The sequence below is a fragment of the Henriciella marina genome, assembly GCF_027213945.1.
In the GTDB taxonomy this organism is placed as follows: Bacteria; Pseudomonadota; Alphaproteobacteria; order Caulobacterales; family Hyphomonadaceae; genus Henriciella; species Henriciella marina_A.
Genome location: NZ_JAPWGW010000004.1, coordinates 23,639 through 44,940, shown reverse-complemented (window position 1 = coordinate 44,940; position 21,302 = coordinate 23,639). Strand labels below are relative to the sequence as shown.

General features: G+C 58.6%; 21 protein-coding genes. 9 read left to right on the top strand and 12 right to left on the bottom strand.

Features of this window, described 5'->3' with window-relative positions; all coding sequences use genetic code 11:
- Nucleotides 1-34: 34 nt before the first annotated feature.
- Nucleotides 35-1,468 carry an amidase gene (locus O4G74_RS12160; protein ID WP_269402877.1) on the bottom strand — a complete coding sequence of 478 codons (1,434 nt, stop codon included), beginning with the start codon at nucleotides 1,466-1,468 and terminating at the stop codon, nucleotides 35-37.
- Nucleotides 1,469-1,654: 186 nt separating this feature from the next.
- On the opposite strand from O4G74_RS12160, the gene O4G74_RS12155 reads away from it, so the two are divergent.
- From O4G74_RS12155 to O4G74_RS12135, 5 genes are all read left to right on the top strand, one after another.
- The gene (locus O4G74_RS12155; RefSeq protein ID WP_269402876.1) at nucleotides 1,655-1,810 is read left to right on the top strand and encodes a hypothetical protein; all 156 of its coding nucleotides are present in this window, start codon (nucleotides 1,655-1,657) and stop codon (nucleotides 1,808-1,810) included.
- 239 nt (nucleotides 1,811-2,049) lie between these two features.
- Nucleotides 2,050-3,645, top strand: a complete 1,596-nt coding sequence (locus O4G74_RS12150; RefSeq protein ID WP_269402875.1) for an ATP-dependent nuclease — start codon at nucleotides 2,050-2,052, stop codon at nucleotides 3,643-3,645.
- Nucleotides 3,632-4,732: a UvrD-helicase domain-containing protein gene (locus O4G74_RS12145; protein ID WP_269402874.1), complete on the top strand. Its 1,101-nt coding sequence runs from the start codon at nucleotides 3,632-3,634 to the stop codon at nucleotides 4,730-4,732. The genes O4G74_RS12150 and O4G74_RS12145 overlap by 14 nt, the downstream gene beginning before the upstream one ends.
- 232 nt (nucleotides 4,733-4,964) lie before the next feature.
- Nucleotides 4,965-5,600 (top strand): hypothetical protein, encoded by a 636-nt coding sequence (locus O4G74_RS12140; RefSeq protein WP_269402873.1) that lies wholly within the window; start codon nucleotides 4,965-4,967, stop codon nucleotides 5,598-5,600.
- Nucleotides 5,601-5,695: 95 nt separating this feature from the next.
- Complete coding sequence (locus O4G74_RS12135) at nucleotides 5,696-7,555, top strand: putative bifunctional diguanylate cyclase/phosphodiesterase (RefSeq protein WP_269402872.1); 1,860 nt, start codon at nucleotides 5,696-5,698, stop codon at nucleotides 7,553-7,555.
- Nucleotides 7,556-7,576: 21 nt separating this feature from the next.
- Here O4G74_RS12135 and O4G74_RS12130 read toward each other — a convergent pair whose 3' ends face one another.
- The 3 genes from O4G74_RS12130 to O4G74_RS12120 are packed head-to-tail and all read right to left on the bottom strand — an operon-like array spanning nucleotide 7,577 to nucleotide 11,096.
- A complete protein-coding gene (locus O4G74_RS12130; protein WP_269402871.1) occupies nucleotides 7,577-7,774 on the bottom strand; it encodes a hypothetical protein in 198 nt (65 codons plus the stop codon).
- Nucleotides 7,771-8,907 (bottom strand): PepSY-associated TM helix domain-containing protein, encoded by a 1,137-nt coding sequence (locus tag O4G74_RS12125; RefSeq protein WP_269402870.1) that lies wholly within the window; start codon nucleotides 8,905-8,907, stop codon nucleotides 7,771-7,773. The genes O4G74_RS12130 and O4G74_RS12125 overlap by 4 nt, the downstream gene beginning before the upstream one ends.
- A 17-nt stretch (nucleotides 8,908-8,924) precedes the next feature.
- Nucleotides 8,925-11,096, bottom strand: a complete 2,172-nt coding sequence (locus O4G74_RS12120; RefSeq protein ID WP_269402869.1) for a TonB-dependent receptor — start codon at nucleotides 11,094-11,096, stop codon at nucleotides 8,925-8,927.
- A 178-nt stretch (nucleotides 11,097-11,274) separates the two neighbouring features.
- On the opposite strand from O4G74_RS12120, the gene O4G74_RS12115 reads away from it, so the two are divergent.
- Nucleotides 11,275-12,951, top strand: coding sequence for a diguanylate cyclase domain-containing protein (locus tag O4G74_RS12115; RefSeq protein WP_269402868.1), 1,677 nt, complete (start codon nucleotides 11,275-11,277; stop codon nucleotides 12,949-12,951).
- 5 nt (nucleotides 12,952-12,956) lie between these two features.
- Here the strand turns inward: O4G74_RS12115 and O4G74_RS12110 are convergent, their stop codons facing one another.
- The 5 genes from O4G74_RS12110 to O4G74_RS12090 are packed head-to-tail and all read right to left on the bottom strand — an operon-like array spanning nucleotide 12,957 to nucleotide 16,483.
- A complete protein-coding gene (locus O4G74_RS12110) occupies nucleotides 12,957-13,355 on the bottom strand; it encodes a hypothetical protein (RefSeq protein WP_269402867.1) in 399 nt (132 codons plus the stop codon).
- Nucleotides 13,356-13,414: 59 nt separating this feature from the next.
- Nucleotides 13,415-13,600: a DNA gyrase inhibitor YacG gene (locus O4G74_RS12105; protein ID WP_119380229.1), complete on the bottom strand. Its 186-nt coding sequence runs from the start codon at nucleotides 13,598-13,600 to the stop codon at nucleotides 13,415-13,417.
- Nucleotides 13,597-14,652: a ribonuclease E/G gene (locus tag O4G74_RS12100; RefSeq protein WP_269402866.1), complete on the bottom strand. Its 1,056-nt coding sequence runs from the start codon at nucleotides 14,650-14,652 to the stop codon at nucleotides 13,597-13,599. The genes O4G74_RS12105 and O4G74_RS12100 overlap by 4 nt, the downstream gene beginning before the upstream one ends.
- On the bottom strand, nucleotides 14,649-15,362 hold the full coding sequence (locus O4G74_RS12095; protein WP_269402865.1) for an RlmE family RNA methyltransferase: 714 nt from the start codon (nucleotides 15,360-15,362) through the stop codon (nucleotides 14,649-14,651). The genes O4G74_RS12100 and O4G74_RS12095 overlap by 4 nt, the downstream gene beginning before the upstream one ends.
- Complete coding sequence (locus O4G74_RS12090) at nucleotides 15,359-16,483, bottom strand: Ppx/GppA phosphatase family protein (RefSeq protein WP_269402864.1); 1,125 nt, start codon at nucleotides 16,481-16,483, stop codon at nucleotides 15,359-15,361. Before O4G74_RS12090 ends, O4G74_RS12095 begins: the two co-directional genes overlap by 4 nt.
- Before the next feature lie 213 nt (nucleotides 16,484-16,696).
- On the opposite strand from O4G74_RS12090, the gene hspQ reads away from it, so the two are divergent.
- The gene (gene hspQ / locus O4G74_RS12085; protein WP_419715402.1) at nucleotides 16,697-17,023 is read left to right on the top strand and encodes a heat shock protein HspQ; all 327 of its coding nucleotides are present in this window, start codon (nucleotides 16,697-16,699) and stop codon (nucleotides 17,021-17,023) included.
- A 12-nt stretch (nucleotides 17,024-17,035) separates the two neighbouring features.
- On the opposite strand, the gene maiA is transcribed toward hspQ, so the two are convergent.
- Both maiA and O4G74_RS12075 read right to left on the bottom strand, forming a co-directional pair.
- Entirely contained in the window at nucleotides 17,036-17,683 is a 648-nt protein-coding gene (gene maiA, locus O4G74_RS12080; protein WP_269402862.1) for a maleylacetoacetate isomerase, read from the bottom strand.
- Nucleotides 17,680-18,687, bottom strand: coding sequence for a fumarylacetoacetate hydrolase family protein (locus tag O4G74_RS12075; protein ID WP_269402861.1), 1,008 nt, complete (start codon nucleotides 18,685-18,687; stop codon nucleotides 17,680-17,682). Before O4G74_RS12075 ends, maiA begins: the two co-directional genes overlap by 4 nt.
- An 89-nt stretch (nucleotides 18,688-18,776) precedes the next feature.
- Between O4G74_RS12075 and phhA the strand changes: the two genes are divergently transcribed.
- Nucleotides 18,777-19,658 (top strand): phenylalanine 4-monooxygenase, encoded by an 882-nt coding sequence (gene phhA, locus O4G74_RS12070; protein ID WP_269402860.1) that lies wholly within the window; start codon nucleotides 18,777-18,779, stop codon nucleotides 19,656-19,658.
- Nucleotides 19,655-19,975 (top strand): hypothetical protein, encoded by a 321-nt coding sequence (locus O4G74_RS12065; RefSeq protein ID WP_269402859.1) that lies wholly within the window; start codon nucleotides 19,655-19,657, stop codon nucleotides 19,973-19,975. The genes phhA and O4G74_RS12065 overlap by 4 nt, the downstream gene beginning before the upstream one ends.
- Here O4G74_RS12065 and O4G74_RS12060 read toward each other — a convergent pair.
- Nucleotides 19,972-21,294 carry an N-succinylarginine dihydrolase gene (locus O4G74_RS12060; RefSeq protein WP_269402858.1) on the bottom strand — a complete coding sequence of 441 codons (1,323 nt, stop codon included), beginning with the start codon at nucleotides 21,292-21,294 and terminating at the stop codon, nucleotides 19,972-19,974. The genes O4G74_RS12065 and O4G74_RS12060 overlap by 4 nt on opposite strands.
- Nucleotides 21,295-21,302 lie beyond the last annotated feature (8 nt).

Genomic DNA, 21,302 nt, shown 5'->3' with positions numbered 1-21,302 from the left:
CTTGCCCAGCAATCGTCCCGACCCCGAAAGCGCCCTACCCCCAGATCGGAGGCCGCACCGCCTGCCAGGGCCGCGCCTCTTCCAGCTGCGCCGCCAGCCGGAACAGCGTCCCTTCATCGCCATAGCGCCCGGCAAACATCATCCCCACCGGCAGGCCATTGCCATCGAGGCCCATCGGCACCGACATGGCCGGCTGACCGGTAAAGTTCTGCGGCGGCGTGAACGGGAACACCTCGGCCTGGCGCTTGTCGACATCGCGCGGCGCCATGTTCACCGGGTCAACCTCGCCGATCTTCGGCACCCCCTCCGCCAGCACAGGCGACAGGATCACGTCATACGTCTCATGCAGCGACAGGATCTCCCGGCTCATACGGCGCAGGGTCGCCCAGCCCGCCATCGCCTGCGATCCCGTCAACCCTTTTGAGCCGCGATAGTTGCGCCAGGTCAGCGCCTCCATCTCATCGGCCTCAGGCTCGCGCCCCTTCGCCTCGATCAGCCCGTCCACCGTCGCCGCAAAGTTGCTGCCGGACACAGCCCGCTGCGCGAGGTAGAGCCGCCGGTAATCAACGCCCAGCCCCCGCTCCTCCACATCATGGCCGAGCGCCTCGAGCAGCTTTGCCGTCTCCTCCAGCGCCGCGCGGATCTCAGGCGCCACTGGCCGCCCGCTCGGCGTCTCGGAGTGGAACGCCACTCGCAGCCTCCCGACAGGCGCGCCCACTTCCTCTGCATACGGTCTTTCCTTGCCCGGATAGGCAAAGGGCGCCCCGGGCTCCGGATACCCCGTCGCATCGAGCAGCGCCGCGCTATCTCGCACACTGCGAGAAACGACATGCTCCACCGTCATGCCAATCGCCGCCGCATCATCATAGGACGAGTTCGGGTTGCGATCGCGCGTCGTCTTCATGCCAAACAGGCCACAGCACGCCGCCGGAATGCGGATAGAGCCGAGCCCGTCACTCGCATGCGCCATGGGCAACACGCCCGCCGCCACGCTCGCCGCCGCCCCGCCAGACGATCCGCCGGTGATATAGTCCGTGTTCCACGGGTTGCGGCAGGGCCCGTGAAACGCGCCCTCCGTCGTGCCGGTGATGCCAAACTCCGGCGTATTGGTCTTGCCGAACAGGTTCAGCCCCGCCTCGCGAAAGCGCCGCGTCAGCGCGCCATCCTCGGGCGCGATATCATCGCCCAGAAAACGAGACCCGCTCGTCTGCGGCCAGCCCTTCACCGGGCTCGCAATATCCTTGATAAGGAAAGGCACCCCCCGGAACGGCCCGTCCGCCAGCCTGCCGCCAGACGCCGCCGCCCGCGCCTCGTCAAAGGCCTTGTAGGTGATCGCATTGAGCTTCGGATTATACGCTTCCGCGCGGGCAATCGCCTCTTCCAGAACCTCCAGAGCGCTCACCTCACCAGAGCGCACCATCCCCGCCAGCGCCGTGGCATCCAGCTCCGCATAATTCTCGATGGTCATTGGCTTTCCTCCTGATCATGCGCCGGCCTTCATGGGCAGGCGCTGTTTTGAGAGGAAGCTTGGCTGAAGTGGGGTGCGGCGGCAAGAGTGGGAGGTAGAAACCGGTTGGGGGCACAGCTGATGACCCATGTTGCAGGGCTCGCCGGGCACTTGGCGACACATGTCTCGCCCCGCTCGCTCACCATCATGAAGCGTCAAATTCGCGAAACCTACGCACAGACCTTCGCCCGGTACCTCGCTCTTGCCGACATCGAAACGGAAAACAGCTTCGCCAGCTTTGACCTGGAGGAAGGCGTCGCGAGTTTCGCCGAGAAACGAGCGCCTGCGTTTGAAGGGCTGTAGCGGGGCGGTCCTTTACAACAGGCCGCGTGCCCCGCACCCGTCAGCCTTAAATTTGCGAAAGCAAATCTCCGGTGCTTTGAAAGCGTCTGCACTTCGCTCATCGAATTAAACGAAATGCGTGCTGATCAACCCAAAAATACGCTGAAGTTCCAAGATGGAAATATGCACATTTTATTCCGGCCACTGGTTAAGCGACTGAGCATCAGTCTACTATAGCGCGAGAGATGCAGGAGAACTTGATGACCATCAGCCGCGTGATCATTGAAAATTACCGATGCCTAAGAAAAACGGACCTGCAATTTAGTGACGGCCTGAACATTCTGATAGGAGACAATGAAACTGGAAAGTCCAGTGTCCTCGAAGCTATCAACCTTTGTTTGACTGGTCAGATTAGGCGCAGAGATGCATCTTATGAACTCCATCCTTATCTCTTCAACAAACAAGCAATCGACGACTACGTAGCAGCGTTGCGGAAAGGATTGAAACCCGCTCCTCCGAAGATATTGATTGAGATCTACTTTAATGATTCACCTGACCTAGCCGAGGCTAAAGGCACAAATAATTCTTTGAATTTGGACTGCCCTGGACTCAAAATTTCGATCGGACTCGATGAGGAACATTTCTCTGAAGAGTATGCAGCGTACATTGAACATAAAGATCGTGTGTCCACGATTCCGGTAGAGTACTTCAAAATCGATTGGTTCAATTTCGCCCATGATCCGGTAAGCACCCGATCTAAACCGCTCCGTCCGGCGCTCATTGATCCGAGCTCACTGACAAACGCCTACGCAGCCAACCGATACGTTTTGGATTTGGCCCGCGACTTTCTGAACCGAAAGCAAAAAGCCGACTTAGCGCTTTCTTTTCGACACCTCAGAGAGGTCTTCCAAGAAGACGATAGCGTTAGAAGCATCAACGACCAGCTCTTAGAACACAAGGGCGAGATCAGTGATAGATCGCTTTCGGTCGCATTGGACCTCTCGGCAAAAACTAGCTGGGAAAGAAATGTAACTCCGCACCTTGATGACATACCTTTGGGCTTAGTCGGGAAAGGTGAGCAAACCGCAATCAAAATAAAATTGGCACTTGCCGCAAATGACGCGTGTGACTTGCTGCTCATCGAAGAGCCTGAGACGCACCAATCTCACGGCAACTTGTGCAGACTGATCGAATACATTTCTGACCGATCCAACCACAAACAACTCATACTCACGACGCATTCAAGCTTTGTCCTCAACAAGCTTGGAATTGATGCAGCCATCATGTTCAACGGAAGGACAGGCCTAAGGTTAAACAATCTGAGTGAAAGTACGCGAGATTACTTCATGAAGCTGCCGGGGCACGACACTCTGCGAATGGTGCTCGCCAAAAAGTCGATCTTGGTTGAGGGTCCATCGGATGAGCTAATTGTTCAAAAAGCATATCGGCAGAGTCACGGAAAATCTGCGCTGGCAGATGGAGTTGAAATCATCAGCGTACGTTCTCTAGCGTTCAAACGCTTCTTGGAAATCGCCGCCAAGCTACAGCTGGCTGTGTCAGTCGTGACAGATAACGATGGCAATGTAGAAGCATTAAAGAATAAGTATTCAGAATATAATGGAAACCCCACCATTAGAATTTGCTTTAGCGAAAATGAAAAACTACGAACGCTTGAGCCGCAATTGGTCGACATAAATGATATCGAAATTTTCAACGCTGCACTTAAACGTAACTTCGAGAATAAACAACAAATTCTCAAATATCTCATTTCAAACAAGGCAGATGCAGCGTTAGCTCTCTTTGAAACAGAGCAAGCTTTAACACTACCAACTTACATTGCTGATGCCGTCCAATAATCGCATCATTTTGGCAGCTGCCGGTTCTGGCAAAACGACTACTATCGTATCCGAAGCACTGGATAAGAAAGAAAGTCGATCCGCGCTCGTTACTTTTACAACGAAAGCTGAAAGCGAACTACGCGCGAAATGCTACGAGATTGGCGGTTATGTGCCTGAGCATGTGAAGCCGATTACATGGTTCACGTTCTTGCTCAGACATTTCATTCGTCCTTACCAGCGGGTGATGATCGAAAAACGTATTTCAGGTCTTAACTTCGTAGCTGGTCGATCTGCAAAACGCGTCTCGAAGCATAAAACCATTCAGTACAACACCGACGGCGCTGGCAAAGTTTACTCTGATAAAATTTCGGAGATGGCGTGTACAATAATCAACAAAACAAAAGGCGCTTCGCTAAAACGTGCCGAACAGATTTTTGACCGCATCTACATTGACGAAGTTCAAGATTTGGCGGCTTACGACTTAGATTTCATCGAATTGCTTCTAGGGTCATCGATAGAGATCGTTCTCGTTGGCGATCATCGGCAAGCCACCTACAAAACAAATCAATCAGCCCGAAACAAGCAGCATAGCGGGACCAATATCATTTCCAAGCTCACATGCTGGGAAAAAACGTATGGTGCTTCCATCACAATCCACAACCATAGTTATCGCTGCGTCCAACCAATCTGTGATTTTGCCGATCTATTCTTCCCCGACGCAGAGCCAACTATTTCCCGGAATACTCATCAGACTGATCACGACGGAATTTTCATTGTTCAAGAAAAAGACGTCGGTCACTATATTTCCAGATACCGACCTCAATTGCTCCGATATGACAAACGGACTGTGATTAACGGAGCGCCAGTTTACAACTTTGGGCAGTGTAAAGGCATGACCTTCAACCGCGTGCTGATCTATCCGCATGGCCCCCTGAAAAAGTACCTACGCACGGGCAAACTAGGCGACGCTGGAAAATCGGTGGCCAAGCAATACGTAGCGGTCACACGAGCCCGTCAAAGCGCGGCATTCGTAGTGCCGAACACACAGGTTTCATCACCTATAGCCGGAGTTAGTTGTTTCAATTTCGACAATGTCTCCTCGTAGCGGTCATCTCGAACTTAAAGGGTAAGCCTTTGAATGCTCCTGACGACCACTTCTAATTCACACTAATAAACCCATCGGCCACATCATCCTTAAACCTTTATAGCAGCCGAACGGGCTGTCGGTGGGGGCGCATTGGCCGTTAGTGGGGCTGCTGACGCAGATTCTCTGTCCGCACATTGCGAAATCAACCACACTTTCCCACCGTATAGCGCCCCGCCCTATTCTCCCGACCATGCGGGATACATCCAGCTTTGTGGCGGCGGGCCTTCGGGCTTTGCGCGAAGAGATGGCCGATCTGGGCTTCGTCGCGGGTCTGTCCTCTGGCGAGGGCGGGCTGGGCCGGCGGCTCTATGCGCAGCTGCGCGCCCGCCTCATCCTGATCGAGACATTGCTGCGCCGCCTCCTCATCCTGATGGCGGCGTCAATCAATACACCGATCATCCCCGCGAAGGCGGGGACCTCGTGCAGCAACACCGCTCCCTCTCAACCTCCCTCCGCACCCTCACACCCCAAACACCCCCGCAGGCGAAGCTTCCCCCTCCTCCCCCGTTTGAGAGAGCGCACCCCACCAGGGTCTGACGTGTTTGCCCTCCTGTCGGTCGAGCATTCGGGGCCTCCGGGCTCCTTCCGCTCAAAAACACCGCTGGTACACCGCTACTGCACCATCATGGGTGTACTGCGCCGCCCCGAACGCGCCGCCCGGCGCATGGCCTTCACGCTCGCGCGCCTTCGCGCCGCCGGTGCCCCGCGCCCGCTCTGCCTCACGCCGCTCAATCTGAAGCGCGCCGGTGAAGAGATCTCTCTCATCGCCGCCACCCTGCCCGAACGCGTCGCGCGGGCGCTTGTCGGCTGGTATGATACGGGGTGACGGGCCGGGGCGCGCTTAACCCGCTCTTACCGGCGCGCCTCCGAAATCTTCTATCTGATTACGCATAGTTTACCGCTTCATGCCATGAACCATGGATGGACAGGAAACGACCCGAACGCATACCGGGCCTGGCGGAGCTGCATGAGCGCTTCCGCAGGATCGCGCTGCGCGTGGGTCTGGTGGGGCTTCTTCTCGTCGGCGCGGCGTTTTTCGTGTCGGTCATTACCGGCGGCGTCAATGCAGAATCCTACATGGAAGCAGGGACTTATATCGTCATCCTGTCGGCGATCGCGCTCTCGGCGCACCGCGATTACAGGACACGCCTCGTCCTGAATGGCGGGCTGACCTTCCTCTTCCTCGCCTATTGGGCCTTTACCTATACCGAGTTCCGGATGGGCGATATCGCGGTCGATACGCTGCTCTATCCAATCTTCATCCCGGTCTTCATCGCCATCGGCCTCGACTACCGCCTCCAGTTTTCCCTCGCGCCCCTGCACGGCGTGATGATCTGGCTGGTGACGCCGCTCTATATCGAAGTTGTCCCCTTTGGCGCCGAAACACTGCTCCAGCAGCAGATCCTGACCGCCACGATGGCCTGTTTCTGCGCGCTTCTTATTGTACTGCTGGCTCTGGTCCAGATCTCCCGGCAGAAGACGGATGAGCGGCTGGTCGCTGTTATCATTGAGAAAAACCGGCTCGCGACCACCGATCCGCTGACTGGCCTCCTCAATCGCCGGGCCTTCATCGAAGCGCTCGAAAGGACGGCCGAGGAATATCCGGCGCTGACGCTCGCCTTTATCGATCTCAACGGATTCAAACCACTCAATGACCAGTTCGGCCACGCCGCCGGCGACGCCGTCCTGAAAGCAATCGCGGCCCGGCTGGAACATCATGAAGCGGTGATCTCAGCGGCCCGGCCCGGCGGCGATGAATTCGCTGCGATTATCGACCCGAGCCTTTCTGCCGCCGAAACTGACAAGGCCATCGCCGAGATCCACGCCTCGCTGATCCATGATGTAAGCTGGCAGGATCGCCTCATTCACGTCGGCGTCTCCCTCGGCTACGCCGCGACGGACCGCACTGAAACCGATACGCAAGCCTGCCTCAGCCGCGCCGATACGGCGATGCGGCGGGTCAAGGCGGCCGGCGGCGGGTTCGGTCGCTATACAGCCGCCACCGACGCGGAAGCTGTTTCGACTTCGCGGCTCGCCATCTCCTTCCCGCCGGCGCTCGCAGACGGCCAGATCCGCCCGGCCCTCCAGCCGATCGCTGACGCGCGCACCAAGGAGATCGTCTGCCATGAGTTGCTTGCCCGCTGGACATCCAGTTCCGGCGGCCGCCAACCAACGCCAGGCGAGTTCATCCCTGTCGCCGAAAAGCTCGGCCTGATGAACGAGTTGCTCTGGACCACACTGGACCAGGCGATGAAGCATTGGCCCTCTGATATCCGCGCGGTTTCCGTCAACATATCGCCGGGCCAGCTACAGACGCGCAACTTCGTTCCAAAGCTTCGCCGCATCATCGACCGGCATGGATTTGCTCCGGGCGAGCTTACACTTGAAATCACCGAGAACGTTGCGCTTCGAAACGTTTCGGCGAATGCCGAAGCCCTTGAACAGGCAAGGCGCGCTGGTATGAAGATCGCGCTGGACGATTTCGGGACTGGCTATTCCTCCCTTTCGTTGTTGAGCCGCCTGCCGCTCGACATGATCAAGATCGACCAGAGCCTGGTCCACGCCGCCAGCCGTGACGGTGACTCAACGCAAACGGCCATCCTGCGCGGCGCGCTGAGGCTGTCACATGAGCTTGGACTGGTATCCTGCGTCGAAGGCGTCAGCTCGGAAGAGATGGCGCTCCAGATGAAGATATTCGGCGCAGACCAGATCCAGGGGTTCTGGGTTGGTCGTCCGACGCTCGTCACGCCGCGCCCGGCGAAAGTAAAGCTCGCATCCTAACAGCTAGAGCCCGCCTGCCGGCTATTTGCGGAATATAATTGCCGCCGCGGCGAGCAACCCGGCCCCCGCCGCAATTGCAAAAAAGAGGTCCGCGGTGCCTTCCACGAGAAGTGCAGCGACCAGGCCGGCAAGGCTGATCACGAAGATCAATGCTGGCATCATGAAAATCGCTACGAGACGCCTCGAGGATAGCCTTGTCCGGGGATTTCCAGCGCTCATGCTTGTACGCCTATAATATCATCAAGCTGTCTCTCAACCCGCATCCGGCGATTGCCCCGCGCGAGCCAGAGATAAACGCCGGTTACGAGCAGGAAGATGGTCAGAAGGTCCAGCACGGCCCAGACCAGCTTGAGCAGAAGACCGCCATAATCACCGAAGTGGAGCGGCCTCGAAAGCGATAGCGCCTTCGCATACCAGGGCATTTCGCGAAGTCCGGCGACCTCACCCGTTCCGGCATGGATAAGGACCGGTGCGATGACATGCTCGCTGACAGGGGTCCTACCGTGCAGGAAAACGGCGTAATGCGCCTTCGTTGAAAAACCGCTACCCGGGAAAGCCACGAACTGGAGCTCCATCTCCGGCGCTTCCTCGATCGCGGCGTTCACAGCAGCATCGAGCGAGGCCCGGGAGGCTGAAGCGGACACACCTTCATTCGAAGCGATGAGATCGGCCAGTTCCTGCGATTTCCACGTCTCGATTATCGGCTCTTCAAGCGTGTTGATGACGCCGGTCAGCCCCACGACGAGCAGCCATGCGACCGCAACGATGCCGAGGAAGTTATGATAGTCGAGCCATTTCAGCCGCTTCGACTGGTGCCGCCGAAGGGTGCCGAACTCCAGCTTGCGCATGAAGGGAGCATAGAGGACCACACCGGATACGACGGAAAGTGCAAACAGTGTCCCCATAAATCCGAGAAAGAGCATGCCCGGCAGACCGAGAAACATGTCCGTATGAAGCTGGAGAATGAACTCCATCACGCTTTCGCCCTTGTCGGCAGGCGGCACGAGATCGCCGCTGGTAAGGTCAAAGGAGGCAAAGTGCATGGCACTACCGGGTGCGTCAGCACTTGGCCCACTTGTGACGTTTACGACCGGCCGATCGATGTCAAAGCTCATGAAGATTGGCACTTCACCCGGGCGGGTCTCCAGCGCTGTGTCGAGGATTTCGTCGAGCGTCAGGTGTTCTGCCGCTGGATTGGCCGGTGTCCAGCTATCCGGGTTCAGCGCGCTATCAATCTCATCATGGAAGATGAGCGGCATGCCGGTAAGACAGAGCATGAGCAGGAACAGGGTACACAGAAGGCTTGTCCACTTGTGGACCCAGCTCCATGCCTTGATCGTCTGCTTACCCATGCCCTGTCCTCTGATGCCTAGAAGTCCACCGAAGCTGACAGCATAAGCGTGCGCGGATTGCCGAGGATGAGATAATTTGCCCCTGGGAAGCCGCCCGTAGACGCCCAATAGGCTTCATCGGTCATATTCTCGATCCGTGCACGGAGCGTCACTGGCCGGGCGGCAAAGTCCGTGGTGTAGCGCGCGCCGAGATCGAGACGCGTCCACCCATCGAGCTCCACCGTATTTGCCGTGTTCACATATTGATCGCCCGTATTGACGACGCGGCCATCGAGCGTGAGGCCCGGCAGCGCGGCGACGTCCCATTCAGCATTCAGGTTCGCCTGGATTTCCGGCACGCCGATTGGCGCATTGCCCTCATTCACGCCGTCCTGAGTGCGAGACAGTTCTGCATCGATGAATGTTGCACCGCCAATGACACGCAAGCCTTCGACAGGTTCGCCAAAAATGCTGAACTCAAGGCCGGAATTTACCTGCTCACCGGATGCGGTGAAGCGCTGATTGGCAACAATCGCATTCGGACGGGTGAGCTGGAACACGGATACAGTCGCACCGTAACTACCGGCATCATACTTTGCGCCGACTTCAACCTGCTCGCCCGTAAAGGGCTCAAGCACTTCGCCTGCATTGAAGATGGGGGTGCCCCCGCTTGTAGATGGCGCAATCTGTCCGGGCTGAAGGCTCTCGGCATAGTTGCCATACAGCGAGAGGTTCGGGCTAGCTTTCCAGACGAGACCGAAGGCTGGCGTCACCTTCTCATCGTTATAGCCAGAAAGGCGTGCGCCCGTATTGTAGTTGAATGTCGCCGTTTCGATCTTTTGCTGGCGGAGACCGATCGTCGCCAGCAGGCGATCATCAAAGAGTGATAGAGTGTCTGCAATCGCGAATGATTGATTGTCCACTTCCTCGGTAACGAGCGGGTCATCGAGATCGCCGCCCGTGAAGAAGTCAGGCGCTGGTGGAGCGACGAAAACTGGATTATACAGATCGCTCGCGAAGCCCGCAAAATTCGAGAACGCGTACGCATTCCTTGATTCAGAAGAAATGCTGGAGGCCGACAGCACAACACGGTGACCTATAGGGCCCGTATTGAATTCGGCGCGCAGACCTGTGTCGAAAGAAACGACATCGTCCTCTCGCGTATTGTCAAAACGGTACGCCGTCAGCGAACCATCAGCAGAAGCCCTTGGATTGGAGAGAACATTGGCTTCTTCACCATTACGGGCGCCACCACCAAGCCAGAGCGTGATGTTGTCGGTCATGTCGAATTCGCCGCGAACAACGCCGAATAGCTGCTCTTCGTCGGTGTAGGTCCATGGCTGGGCGTAGTTGCTGTCAGCGTCAGGCGCTTCGGGGATAGCGCCGAGCGGGGTCACCTGCGGGCGAGGCGCGTCGATGCGGTTATCGTGATAACCGAAATCAGCTGAGAAGCGGAACCGCTCGCCGTCATAGTCGGTACCGATGGAGGCAACGCCGAGCGAGCGGTCCTGGCCATCGATTGAGGTTTCGCCATCGCGCAACACTCCGTTCACACGCACGCCCCACTCACCGATGGGGCCAAAGCGCTTGCCGAGATCTACTGCACCATAGGCCTGGCCAGAATTCTCGTAGCCCACGGTCAGGCGGCGAATGCCTTCGTCTGGCGCGCGCTTTGGCACGAGATTGATTGTGCCGCCGACACCGCTGCCACCTGGGGCTGCACCATTGATGAAGGCGTTCGCGCCACGAAAGACTTCCACACGCTCAAGCAACTCAGCTGCCACAAACTGACGCGGCAGGATGCCGTACACACCGTTGAGGGTGACGTCGTCTGAATAGACCGGAAAGCCGCGGATGACGTAGACTTCCTGAAAGTTGCCAAACCCCTTGGCGATACGAACGACGGGATCGTTCTGAAGCACATCGCCAACGCTTTCTGCCTGCTGCGCGGTCACAAGATCGGACGTGTAGGCAGTTCCAGAAAATGGCGCGTCAAGAAAATCAAGATTCCCCAAGAGGCCAGCGCGGCCACCCCGGGCGACCTGCCCACCTTCGAATTCCTCAAGAAGTTCAACCTGAGAAGCTTCGCCCGTCACAATAACTGGCTTGAGCCGCGCCTCATCGGACGCAGCGTCTTGCGCCATAGCTGCGGGCGCTAGCGCCAATAGCGAAACGCCGACGGCGAGCATTGATCCATGTCTTTTCATCATTTGGCGGAGTCCCTGAACATTTTGAGGACACGACGTAAATGCAATTCATTCGCATCTCAAGGGTTGTCTGCATTCTGGCCGTCGACACGTCGAGGCAAGCCGGATCCGCTTAATTCGCGTATTCTCTTAACGGGGCCGCAATTTAGAATTGATACCGCTATGGCTGAGGGACGGTGAGATGCGCTCAGTTATTTTTATCTTGATACTGATCGTGTCTGCGAATTTCGCGGCAGCTGGCGCGCAAGATTGTAAATATGAGGCGAGCGTATTCGAGGACACGCAGCCTTCTCTCAGCATTTCAGACCTTAGCGATCATACTGACAGCTTTGTACCGCTCCAAGAGCGCAATAGCGGCCTGTACGAAGGCCGAAGCGCAACCGGGACTCTCTGGCTAAGACTAAGGCATTCGGCGGGGGGGCATTGTGAGACGCCGCAATGGCTTCAACTAAAATACCCTTATCTCAAGGACGTCGAATTGCACGCAGTCCGACAGGCCCCAAACGGGCGCACGGACGTCACGAGCGTCACGCCCCTGCCCTTGCAATATCCAGTCTGGGCGCTGCCGCCTTCGAGTGACGTGCCTGCCAGCGACTATTATGTCCGTATTACCCATCCAGACTTTCTGATCCTTCCATATGAGATCGGAAGCCCACGCCGGATTATCGGCGAAGTGGCCGTGTTCGGAACCATCAGTGTTTCGCTAATCGCTCTGTTTCTGGCGCTCGCATTCCAGACAGCGGCGCTCGGCAGGGTACTGGATCGGTCAGACACGGCCGCTTTTATTGGTTTTGCAATCAGTGCGGCTTTCTACGTCCTCATTTCCAGTGGTTTGCTGGGAAGCCTTTTTCGAGGCGTCGTCCTCGACACACGTCATCTACTCCTGACGTCGCAAGCCGTCCTGCTCTGGAACGCGGTCGTTTTCCTGCGCGCCAATATCAAGCCGGTCGCGACGCCGCGGATCAGTGGCACATTTCGAATTCTGCAATATGCCGCCTTGCCAACACTGCTCGCGCCGCTTCTTGGCCATGCCTTCGCGTCGCTGGCTTTCCTCTTTGCGTTTATCGCTGCCCCGCTCATCATTCTTGGCTTGCTGGCCGCTCTTGCCTATCAGCGCCAGGGGCAAGCGACAGGGCTCCTGATTGGCTGGTGTCCGACCATTCTGGCAACGGTCTGGATCTATGGCCGTCTCCTTGATCTTACCCCCTACCTGTCAATTAACCATCACCTGGTCGCCATAGGTCTTTTTCTGACGGCGCTCAGATTCAATGGCGTACTCGCCTTCAAATATCGCGGGGAGGCTCGCGCGGCCCGAACCGATATTCTGACTGGCCTGCCCAACAGACGAGCGATGACCGAAAGCGCGAGGCGCTTTGATAGTGGTCATCTCGACCTGAGCGCGCTCGCCCTGATGGACCTTCGCAAGTTCAAGGCGGTGAATGACACTTACGGACATGCAGCTGGCGACCACCTCCTGAAAGAGATCAGCCGCCGTATCTCAGCCGTCCTGCCCAAACAGTCCGATTTCTTTCGGATTGGTGGAGATGAATTCATCATTCTCGTCCGCGCCGGGATTAGCCGGGACAAAGTTGACAAGCTGCTTTCAGACGTCAGCGAACTTGTCAGCCAGCCAGTCAGCTATGCAGGCAACAGCTTTTCTGTGCAGGCCAATATCGGCGCGATCGCAGGACCGATGCCCGACAATGTCAGCTTTTCAAGCTTGATGGGAGCGGCCGACAAGCTGGCTTACATGGCCAAGCTCCCTCACGCCGCCGACATTCTTATTCAGCCATGGTCGAGTGCAGGGACCCTTACTCATGAGGAAAGGCCCGGCGCCATGCGGACACGGCCGACCTGAGCCGCTCAGTCGACGCAGAGCGCGCCGCCTGCGCGCCCGTTTTCGATCGTCTGGTAGCAACCGAAGACATTGTCATTCACGGTGCACTGGCCGGTTGCAGGCGTGCCCGCTTCAGCAAACTCGCCGGTATTGCGGCACTCACCCATACAGTCGGAGCTGTCAGAGCAGGCCTCACCGCCGTCCGCGAAAGTTTGGATGCAATTTTCCCAGCCAAGCATGCCGGCCCGCTGGACCGTGCCACCTGCAGCTTCGCAGCGCGCGCGTTCAGCCGGGGTGGCGACTTCGCCTTCGAAAGTGATGCGCTCATAGTTTGTGCCGGCATGGCCGTCGTCAGGCGTGGTTTCGCCCGGCACAGCGCAGGCAGCAAGAAGGATGAAGCTGGCGGAAAGAAGGTAGGTGCGCATGGCTTAGCCACTTTCGTTTTTCAGGCAAGCGGTATCCTGCCACCAAAAACGCTTGCCCGCTACTCGTCGCGCTCTTCCTTGTAGCTTGGTGTCTCTTCTGCCTGGTCAGAGGGGCGCCCAGGAATGGCATACCCACCCTTTAGCCAGCGCGACAGATCCACATCGGCGCAACGTTTGGAACAAAAGGGCCGGAATTTTGGATCGGCTGACCGGCTTTCGCAGATCGGACAGATCGACTTGCTCATTCTTTTCTCACCACGGATTTCTCGCCCTTGCCGCTGGCGATCTTCACCCGGCCCGAAAAGGCCTCTCGCAGCAGGTCATCGCATTTCTTTCGCCGCGCTATATAGGCCTGCAGGGCGTGCGCCGACAGGGTGAGCCTGTAGAAGCCGGTGCGATTGGCAGCCGTTTCGCGTGCGGCAGCCCTGAAGAGAGCGAGGAGTTCAGTCTCTGGCGTCTGTCGTCCCTGAGCGTCCAGCAGCCAATCTTCGACGGGCGCATGTGTCCAGGCAAGCTGAGCCTGAAGCAGGCCGAATGGCGAGGGTTTGAGCGCCTCGATCTGACGGCTTGAACAGGCGGCGAAGCTTTCCTGCAGACCGGCGCGCAGCTTGTCGGCTGTCGATTGCGTGATGGGGCCGACGCAATCGAGCACGACGAGGCCGCCAAGGTTGCGGAGAGAGAGCTGGCGTGCTGCTTCCTGCACAGCTTCGCGGTTCACGCTGAAAGCGCGCGCGCCGGCGCTGCCCTTTGAGATGCGCCCTGCGGTGTCGATGTCGATGGCGGTCAGCGCGCGGGTGCGCTCGATCCCGAGATTGCCGCCGCCGGGCAGCGGGCACCAGCTGGCGAGCGCTTCGTCGAAGGCGCTGTCGATCTGGTCAAAGTCAGATGTAGTCTCGGCGGTGTCGACCGTCGCAGCCTCAGAGATAAAGGCACGCCAGCGATCGATTGCGGAGACGGTTTCGGTGGGCAGCGACTTTCTGGGTTTGCCGCGGGCGAGCTTGTCACGGCGCGCTTCCATGACGATTTCGACCGGTGCGCTCGCGCCTTCGGTCCGCTTGCCGGTATCGTTCGTACGCACGAAGATTTCTTCGCCAGAAGAGGCTTCAAAGAACGCCCCGCCCTGCTCTGGCGCGCGGCGACGGAGGCGGGCTTCGACCACATCACCTAGGCGCAGGCCACCTGCTCCGCCGCCCCAGCGCTCAACAAAGAGGCGGAACGGCTTGCCTGCGCTATCGAACGCCGCAGCACGGACCTCTCCCGGCGTGCGATGCACGAGGATCCGCGGCGGCTGGCTCATGAGCGTCCGCGATATCCGAGCGCAACGACAAACAGCTCTGGCGAGCCGGCCCGGCTCGCAGGCGGCTTGATGTGTTTGACGGTTTTGAACATGCGCTTGAGGTCATTCAGCATGTCAGGCGTCGCCCCGCCCTGGAAAACCTTGCTGCAGAAATTGCCGCCCGGGGTCAGATGCTCACTGGCGAACCAGAGCGCCATTTCAGCGAGCGCGGCTGTGCGCAGGCTGTCTGTCTGCTTATGACCGGTCGTGTTCGCTGCCATGTCGGAGAGGACGAGATCTGGCGGGCCGGACAGCCCTTCCATCATCTTCTCGACATCCTCGCCTTCATTGATGTCGCCCTGGATGATGTGCGCCCCTGGGATGGGATCGACAGCCAGAAGGTCGATGCCGACAATCTCTTTCACGCCGCTACGCAGGCAGACCTGAATCCAGCCACCCGGCGCGCAACCAAGGTCGACGACGCGCTTTGCGCCGCGCAGGATGTTTGCTTTCTCGTCGATTTCCAGCAACTTGTAGGCTGCGCGCGCGCGGTAATTGTCCTTCTTCGCGCGCTGGACGTACGGGTCCGATAGCTGGCGTTCGATCCAGCGTTTGGAGCTTTCATCCTTGGCGTTGTGGGCAATGATCTTGCGCTCGGTCATGCGGCGACCGGATGTCTGTTGCTTTTCCTTAGGCGGGCCTTTCCAGCGCCGCTTTTCGTCATCGCTCATGACTTTGCCTCCGCCGCAGCCTTGTTGCCGCTATTCTGTTGTAATCTGCGCTTGCGTCCACCCCGGGAGCGCTTGCGTTTCGGCCCCTTCATCATCGACAGGAGGAGGCCTTCGCGAAGCCCCCTGTCAGCCACCCGCATACGCGCATGTGGAGCCAGCGACCAGACCGCATCCATCAGAGCGCAGCCTGCCAGCATGAGCCCTGCCCGGTCATGACCAATGGTCGGGAAGTTGGCCCGGCCTTCGGGGCCGGCTGTGATGAGTGCATCCATGGTGGAATAGCAGCCATCATGATCCATCCACTGCCCGTCTACGAGGTCGCGGCGGTATTTCTCCAGCCCGAAATGGACCCCGGCGACGCAAGTGACCGTGCCCGACGTGCCGATGATGTGAGATGTCTCATCGGCGAGCATTTTGCGAATATCGTGCTTCTCGGCCCATTTTTCGACATAGGATCTTGCCCGTTCCAGCATGGCCGGATAGGCCTCTTCCTCTGTTTCGAGATGAGCAAACGCCTCTGTCAGGGTGACCACGCCAAGCGGCACGCTGGTCCACGCCTTGATGGGCGGCTTTTTCAGCATGCCGTCCAGACCGCTATCGCGTGCCACGGCAGCGTCGACCAGTGAAAGCTCAGTCGATCCGCCGCCTATGTCGAGAACGAGGACAGATTTTGCGTCCTCATCGATGAGGTTATGACAGCCGATCAGGGCGAGGCGCGCTTCTTCCTGTGGGCCGATAATCTTAAAGGTGAGGCCCGTTCGTTCGCGGATTTCCTTGATGAAATCAGCGCCATTCTCTGCCTTGCGGCAGGCTTCGGTCGCGATACAGCGTACATGCCCTACGCGCTTTGCTTTCAGCTTTTTCGAGATGGCGCCGAGGGCGTCAAAGGCCCGATCCATTGCAACTTCAGATAGACGGCCCGATTGCTCGAGCCCCTCGCCCAGACGGGCGATCTGCGAGTGGGAATCGACCACGTTGAAGCCCTTGCGCGTCGGCGCAGCGACCAGCAGCCTGCAATTGTTGGTGCCGAGGTCCACCGCCGCATAAAGCGGTGGCCGCCGGTCGTTGCGCGCGGGCCGGCGGTTACGCCTTTGCCCGCCGCGCGATTTTTTTTCAGCCATGTGAGGCCCAAATCTTGTCGGTTAGTAGCGTCAATATCACATTGAACAGTGATGAGCCAACGACCCAGCATATTCTCGCGACTTGCCGCTTTGTTCAGCGCCCGTAAGCCAGTTGAGCCGGAACACGAAGCTCAGGTCGCACATGTGGATCCCATGACCGAAGCATCACAGACAGACGAATCCTATGGCGAAGACGGCCACCAGCCTTTCGCCATCGACCGCAGACAGGCGAAATTCCAGATCGGTGAGGTTGTAAAACATCGCATGTTCGGATTTCGCGGTGTGATCTTCGACGTCGATCCGGTTTTCGCCAATTCCGAAGAATGGTACGAAGCCATCCCGGAGCATCTGCGCCCGTCCAAGGACCAGCCCTATTATCACCTCTTCGCAGAGAACGATAAGACGCATTACGTGGCCTATGTCTCAGAGGGCAATCTTCTGATCGATGACAGCGACACACCCGTCAGCCATCCGGACATTCCATTCGTCCTGGATCGCACGGCTGATGGTTATGCCCTGAAGCGCGAGCAGGCGAACTAGAACGTCTGCTCCCTAGTCAGGTTTCACCATGTCCGGCGCGGCTTTCGCGAAAGCCTCAAACTTCTGGCAGGCTGCATCGACTTGGACCAGACGCGGGAACTGGCTGAGGTCGGTATCGTAGCGGCGCGCATTCGCCATTTGCGGCACGAGACAGATATCAGCCAGCGTTGGCTGATCGCTGAACAGGAAGGCATTGGCCTTGTGAGGTTCAGCCATTTCCTCCAGTGCTGTGAAGCCACGAATTATCCAGTCGCGGTACCACTCACCAACGCCCGCATCGTCCTGCCCCAGCTCTTTGCGAAGCTTGATCAGCACTGACAGGTTGTTGATGGGGTGGATGTCGCAGGCGATGATGTCGGCGAAGGCGCGCACCTGAAGGCGGGCCCAGGTGTCAGCCGGGAAGAATGATGGCTCTGGATAGGTTTCATCCAGCCACTCCAGAATGGCCATGGACTGGCCCGAACGGCGGCCATCGACTTCCAGCGTCGGCACGCGCATCTGCGGGTTGAGAGCGCGATAGCCATCCTGAAACTGCTCGTCCGCGCCCGGGGCGATGTTCACCGACTGGGAGGTGTAGTCGAGGCCTTTGAGGTTCAGCGCAATCCGCAGCCTGTAAGCTGCGGATGAGCGCCAATAGTCATAGAGTTTCAGCTCACTCATGCCTTCACCACATCCTGCTCGATTGCGCCGAAGACGGTGTGCCCGGCCCTGTCCTTCACTTCGATGCGGATGTTGTCGCCAACATCCATGAAGCTTGTCGCAGGCTTGCCGTCCCGGATCGTCTCGATCATGCGGATCTCGGCGATACAGGAATAGCCAAGGCCGCCATCGGCGACCGGCTTGCCCGCGCCGCCATCGGGGTCGCGGTTAGAGATCGTGCCGGACCCGATGATCGTGCCGGCGCAGAGCGGACGGGTCTTCGCTGCGTGAGCGACCAGCGTGCCAAAGTCGAATGTCATGTCGACATCGCATTCAGGCTTGCCGAACGGCTTGCCATTATAGGTCGACAGCATTGGCAGGTGGAGCTTGCCATCCTTCCAGGCGTCGCCAAGCTCATCAGGCGTCACGGCAACAGGTGCGAATGCGCTGGACGGTTTGGACTGGAAGAAGCCGAACCCCTTGGCGAGCTCATTCGAGATGAGGCCGCGCAGGCTGACATCATTACAGATCATGATGAGCTTGACCTGATCGAGCGCCGACTTTGCGTCGATACCCATCGGAACGTCGCCGGTCACGACGCAAACCTCTGCCTCAAAATCGAGGCCCCAGGCCTTGTCGCCGAGCGGAATATTATCGCGCGGGCCGAGGAAGCTGTCAGAGCCACCCTGATACATGAGCGGGTCGGAATAGAAGCTTTCCGGCACTTCTGCGCCGCGCGCTTTTCTAACGAGCTCCACATGGTTGATGTAGGCAGACCCGTCGGCCCACTGATAGGCGCGTGGCAGCGGCGATTCGCAATCATGCTCATGGAAGCGCTTGGTCGGGACCGAACCGACTTCGACATCAATTGCGAGGGCAGCCAGTTTCGGCGCCACAAGGTCCCAGTCATCGAGCGCGGCCTGCAGCGTCGGCGCGATATGCGTTGCTTCGGCATAGCGGGTGAGGTCTTTCGAGACGACGACCAGCTGGCCGTCGCGTCCCTGTTTGAGGCTGGCAAGTTTCATATGCGGCGTTCCTTTCCTCTGCGGTCGTTGTGCCAGTGCGAAGACCAGCTTTCCATTTCTTTCAGAGTTTAGTGCGCTATAATAGTTGCATGAGCAACCATTCCGAAAAACCCGCCAACGCAAGAGACGACTGGACCATTGATCAGGGCTGGTCGGATTATACGGCCGATGAGCATGTTGTCTGGGACCTGCTGTACAAGCGGCAGATGGACGTGCTGCCGGGCCGGGCGGCGCCTGAATTCCTTGAAGGCCTGAAGGCGCTGGACCTCGGCAAGGGCGGCATACCCGAATTTGAAGCCATGTCGGATGAGCTTGAATCCCTGACAGGCTGGCGCGTCGTGGCTGTGCCAGGACTCGTGCCGGATGAGGTTTTCTTCGACCATCTTGCCAATCGCCGCTTTCCGGCAGGCCAGTTCATCCGCAAGCGTAATGAACTCGATTACCTGCAAGAGCCGGACGTCTTCCACGATGTGTTTGGGCATGTGCCGATGCTGACCAATCCGGTCTTCGCCGACTATATGGAGGCCTATGGCAAGGGCGGGCTTCGCAGCCTCGATTTTGCGGCCCTGAAAAACCTAGCGGCGCTTTACTGGTACACGGTGGAGTTTGGCCTGATCCAGACCGATGAAGGCCTGCGCATCTATGGCGCGGGCATCGTCTCCTCGAAGACCGAGAGCATCTTCGCGCTGGAAGACCCCTCCCCCAACCGGATCGGGTTCGACCTCGAACGCCTGATGAAGACCGACTACCGGATCGACGATTTCCAGCAGACCTATTTCGTCATTGATAGCTATAAGCAGCTTTTCGACGCCACAGTGAAGACAGATTTCGCGCCCATCTATGACCGGATGCAGGGGAAGTTCGCACTGAAGCCTGAAGACGTGGTCGCCAATGACGCTGTGATTACGCGTGGCAGCCAGGCCTATGCAAAGGCCGGCGGGCGGCTCGCCCCGGTGGATGGCAGCAAATGAGGCGCGCACTGGCGCTTTTGGCCCTTGCGGCCACTGGCGCCTTGGCCTCTGCCGCAGAGGACGTGGTTGGCGCGGACTGCCAGTTCGAAGGCACGCCACTGAATGGCAAGGTTCAGGTCGTCAGCAGCTTTCCGGACATCAAGGTCAAGATCGTCGACAGCTTCCCTGACCTGAAGGTCAAGCTGGTCGAGAGTTTTCCCGACGATTGCGGCGAGTGGCAGATGGTCGACAGTTTTCCCGACTTCACCATCCAGTATGTCGAGAGCTTTCCCGACATTGAGATTGAAATGGTGACCTCGTTTCCGGGCGTACCCTAGGCGAGCTCTGACAGTCCAAGACAATCGAGCAGCGCTTCGCGGGCCGTCTGGCACTCGATGGCGAAAGCAGGATCAGCAAGGTCCGCGGCAACTAGACGGTCGCGGTAAGTGTTGGCGACGATGTCCTGCAGCTGGTCGATCTTGTCCTCGTCCAGCAGGACGCCCTGATTGCAGGCGGCAAGCTCTTCGTCCGTCATCACGACGCGCAGGCGCAGGCAGGCAGGTCCGCCGCCATTGCGCATGGACTGGCGCACATCAACATACTGGACCCGTCCGATCGGGCCATTTCCCTCCACCATCTTCTCGCAGAAGGCGCGCGTCGATTTGGTTTCCTGCGTCTCCAGCGGCGCCAGAAGGACGAGACGGTCCTCACCCGGCCATTTCAGAAGCTGCGAGTTGAACAGGTAGGATGTGATCGCGTCGCCGATCGGCACCTCGGCCTCAGGCACCATGACAGTCTTCAGCTCGAACACGCCCTCTCCTGCCTGGCGAATGGCATGGAGGACGGCGTCCGTCGCTTCAAAGGCATGTTCATGATAGAACAGCGTGTCGAGAGAGCCGACACACACGACGTCATTGTGAAAAGCGCCTGCATCAATGGCGGCGCGAGCCTGGCGGGCAAAGATGCTGCGTTCTGTCGGCAGCATGTGCGCACGGGCGATGCTTTCGCTGGCGAGCTTTGTCTGACGCGCAGGAAAGCCAACGGTGCTCTCGCCTGCCTCGCGGCCATAGACGAACACCTCAACGCCCGGCGCGCCATGATCGGCGCAGAGGCGGATATGATTGGCGGCGCCTTCGTCGGCAAAGTCGGTGTGGGCTGACAGCGCGGCATGGATACCGAACCGGTCGGTGTCACCGAAGATGGAGATCAGCGTCGCCGTCGTGTCCGGATGCTCAATGGAGCGGTGCAGCATGGTTGACAGGTTCGCGCTGGTCAGGTGGAGGCGTCCATCGCTCGCGTCCGCGGAGGGCGAGACGGTCGCCGCATTCGCCGCCCACATGGACGAAGCGCTATAGGCGGCTTTGAGGAGTTGCGGATGAGTGCAGGCCGCTGCCTCAATAATATCGGCGTCACTGCCGGTGAAACCTGCGGAAACGAGGAGGTCAAAATTCGGACGCGGCAGCGGTGGCAGGACGGCCTGCTTCAAGCCAGCGCGCACCAGAAGACGCATCTTCTCGAGGCCCTGGATCGCCGCTTCGCGTGGATTGGAGACGTCGCCTTCATTGCGGGCGCTGGCAAGGTTGCCCTCCGACATGCCGCCATAATTGTGGCTCGGGCCAATCAGGCCATCGAAATTGACTTCGTATGCTGTGCTCATAAGGGCCG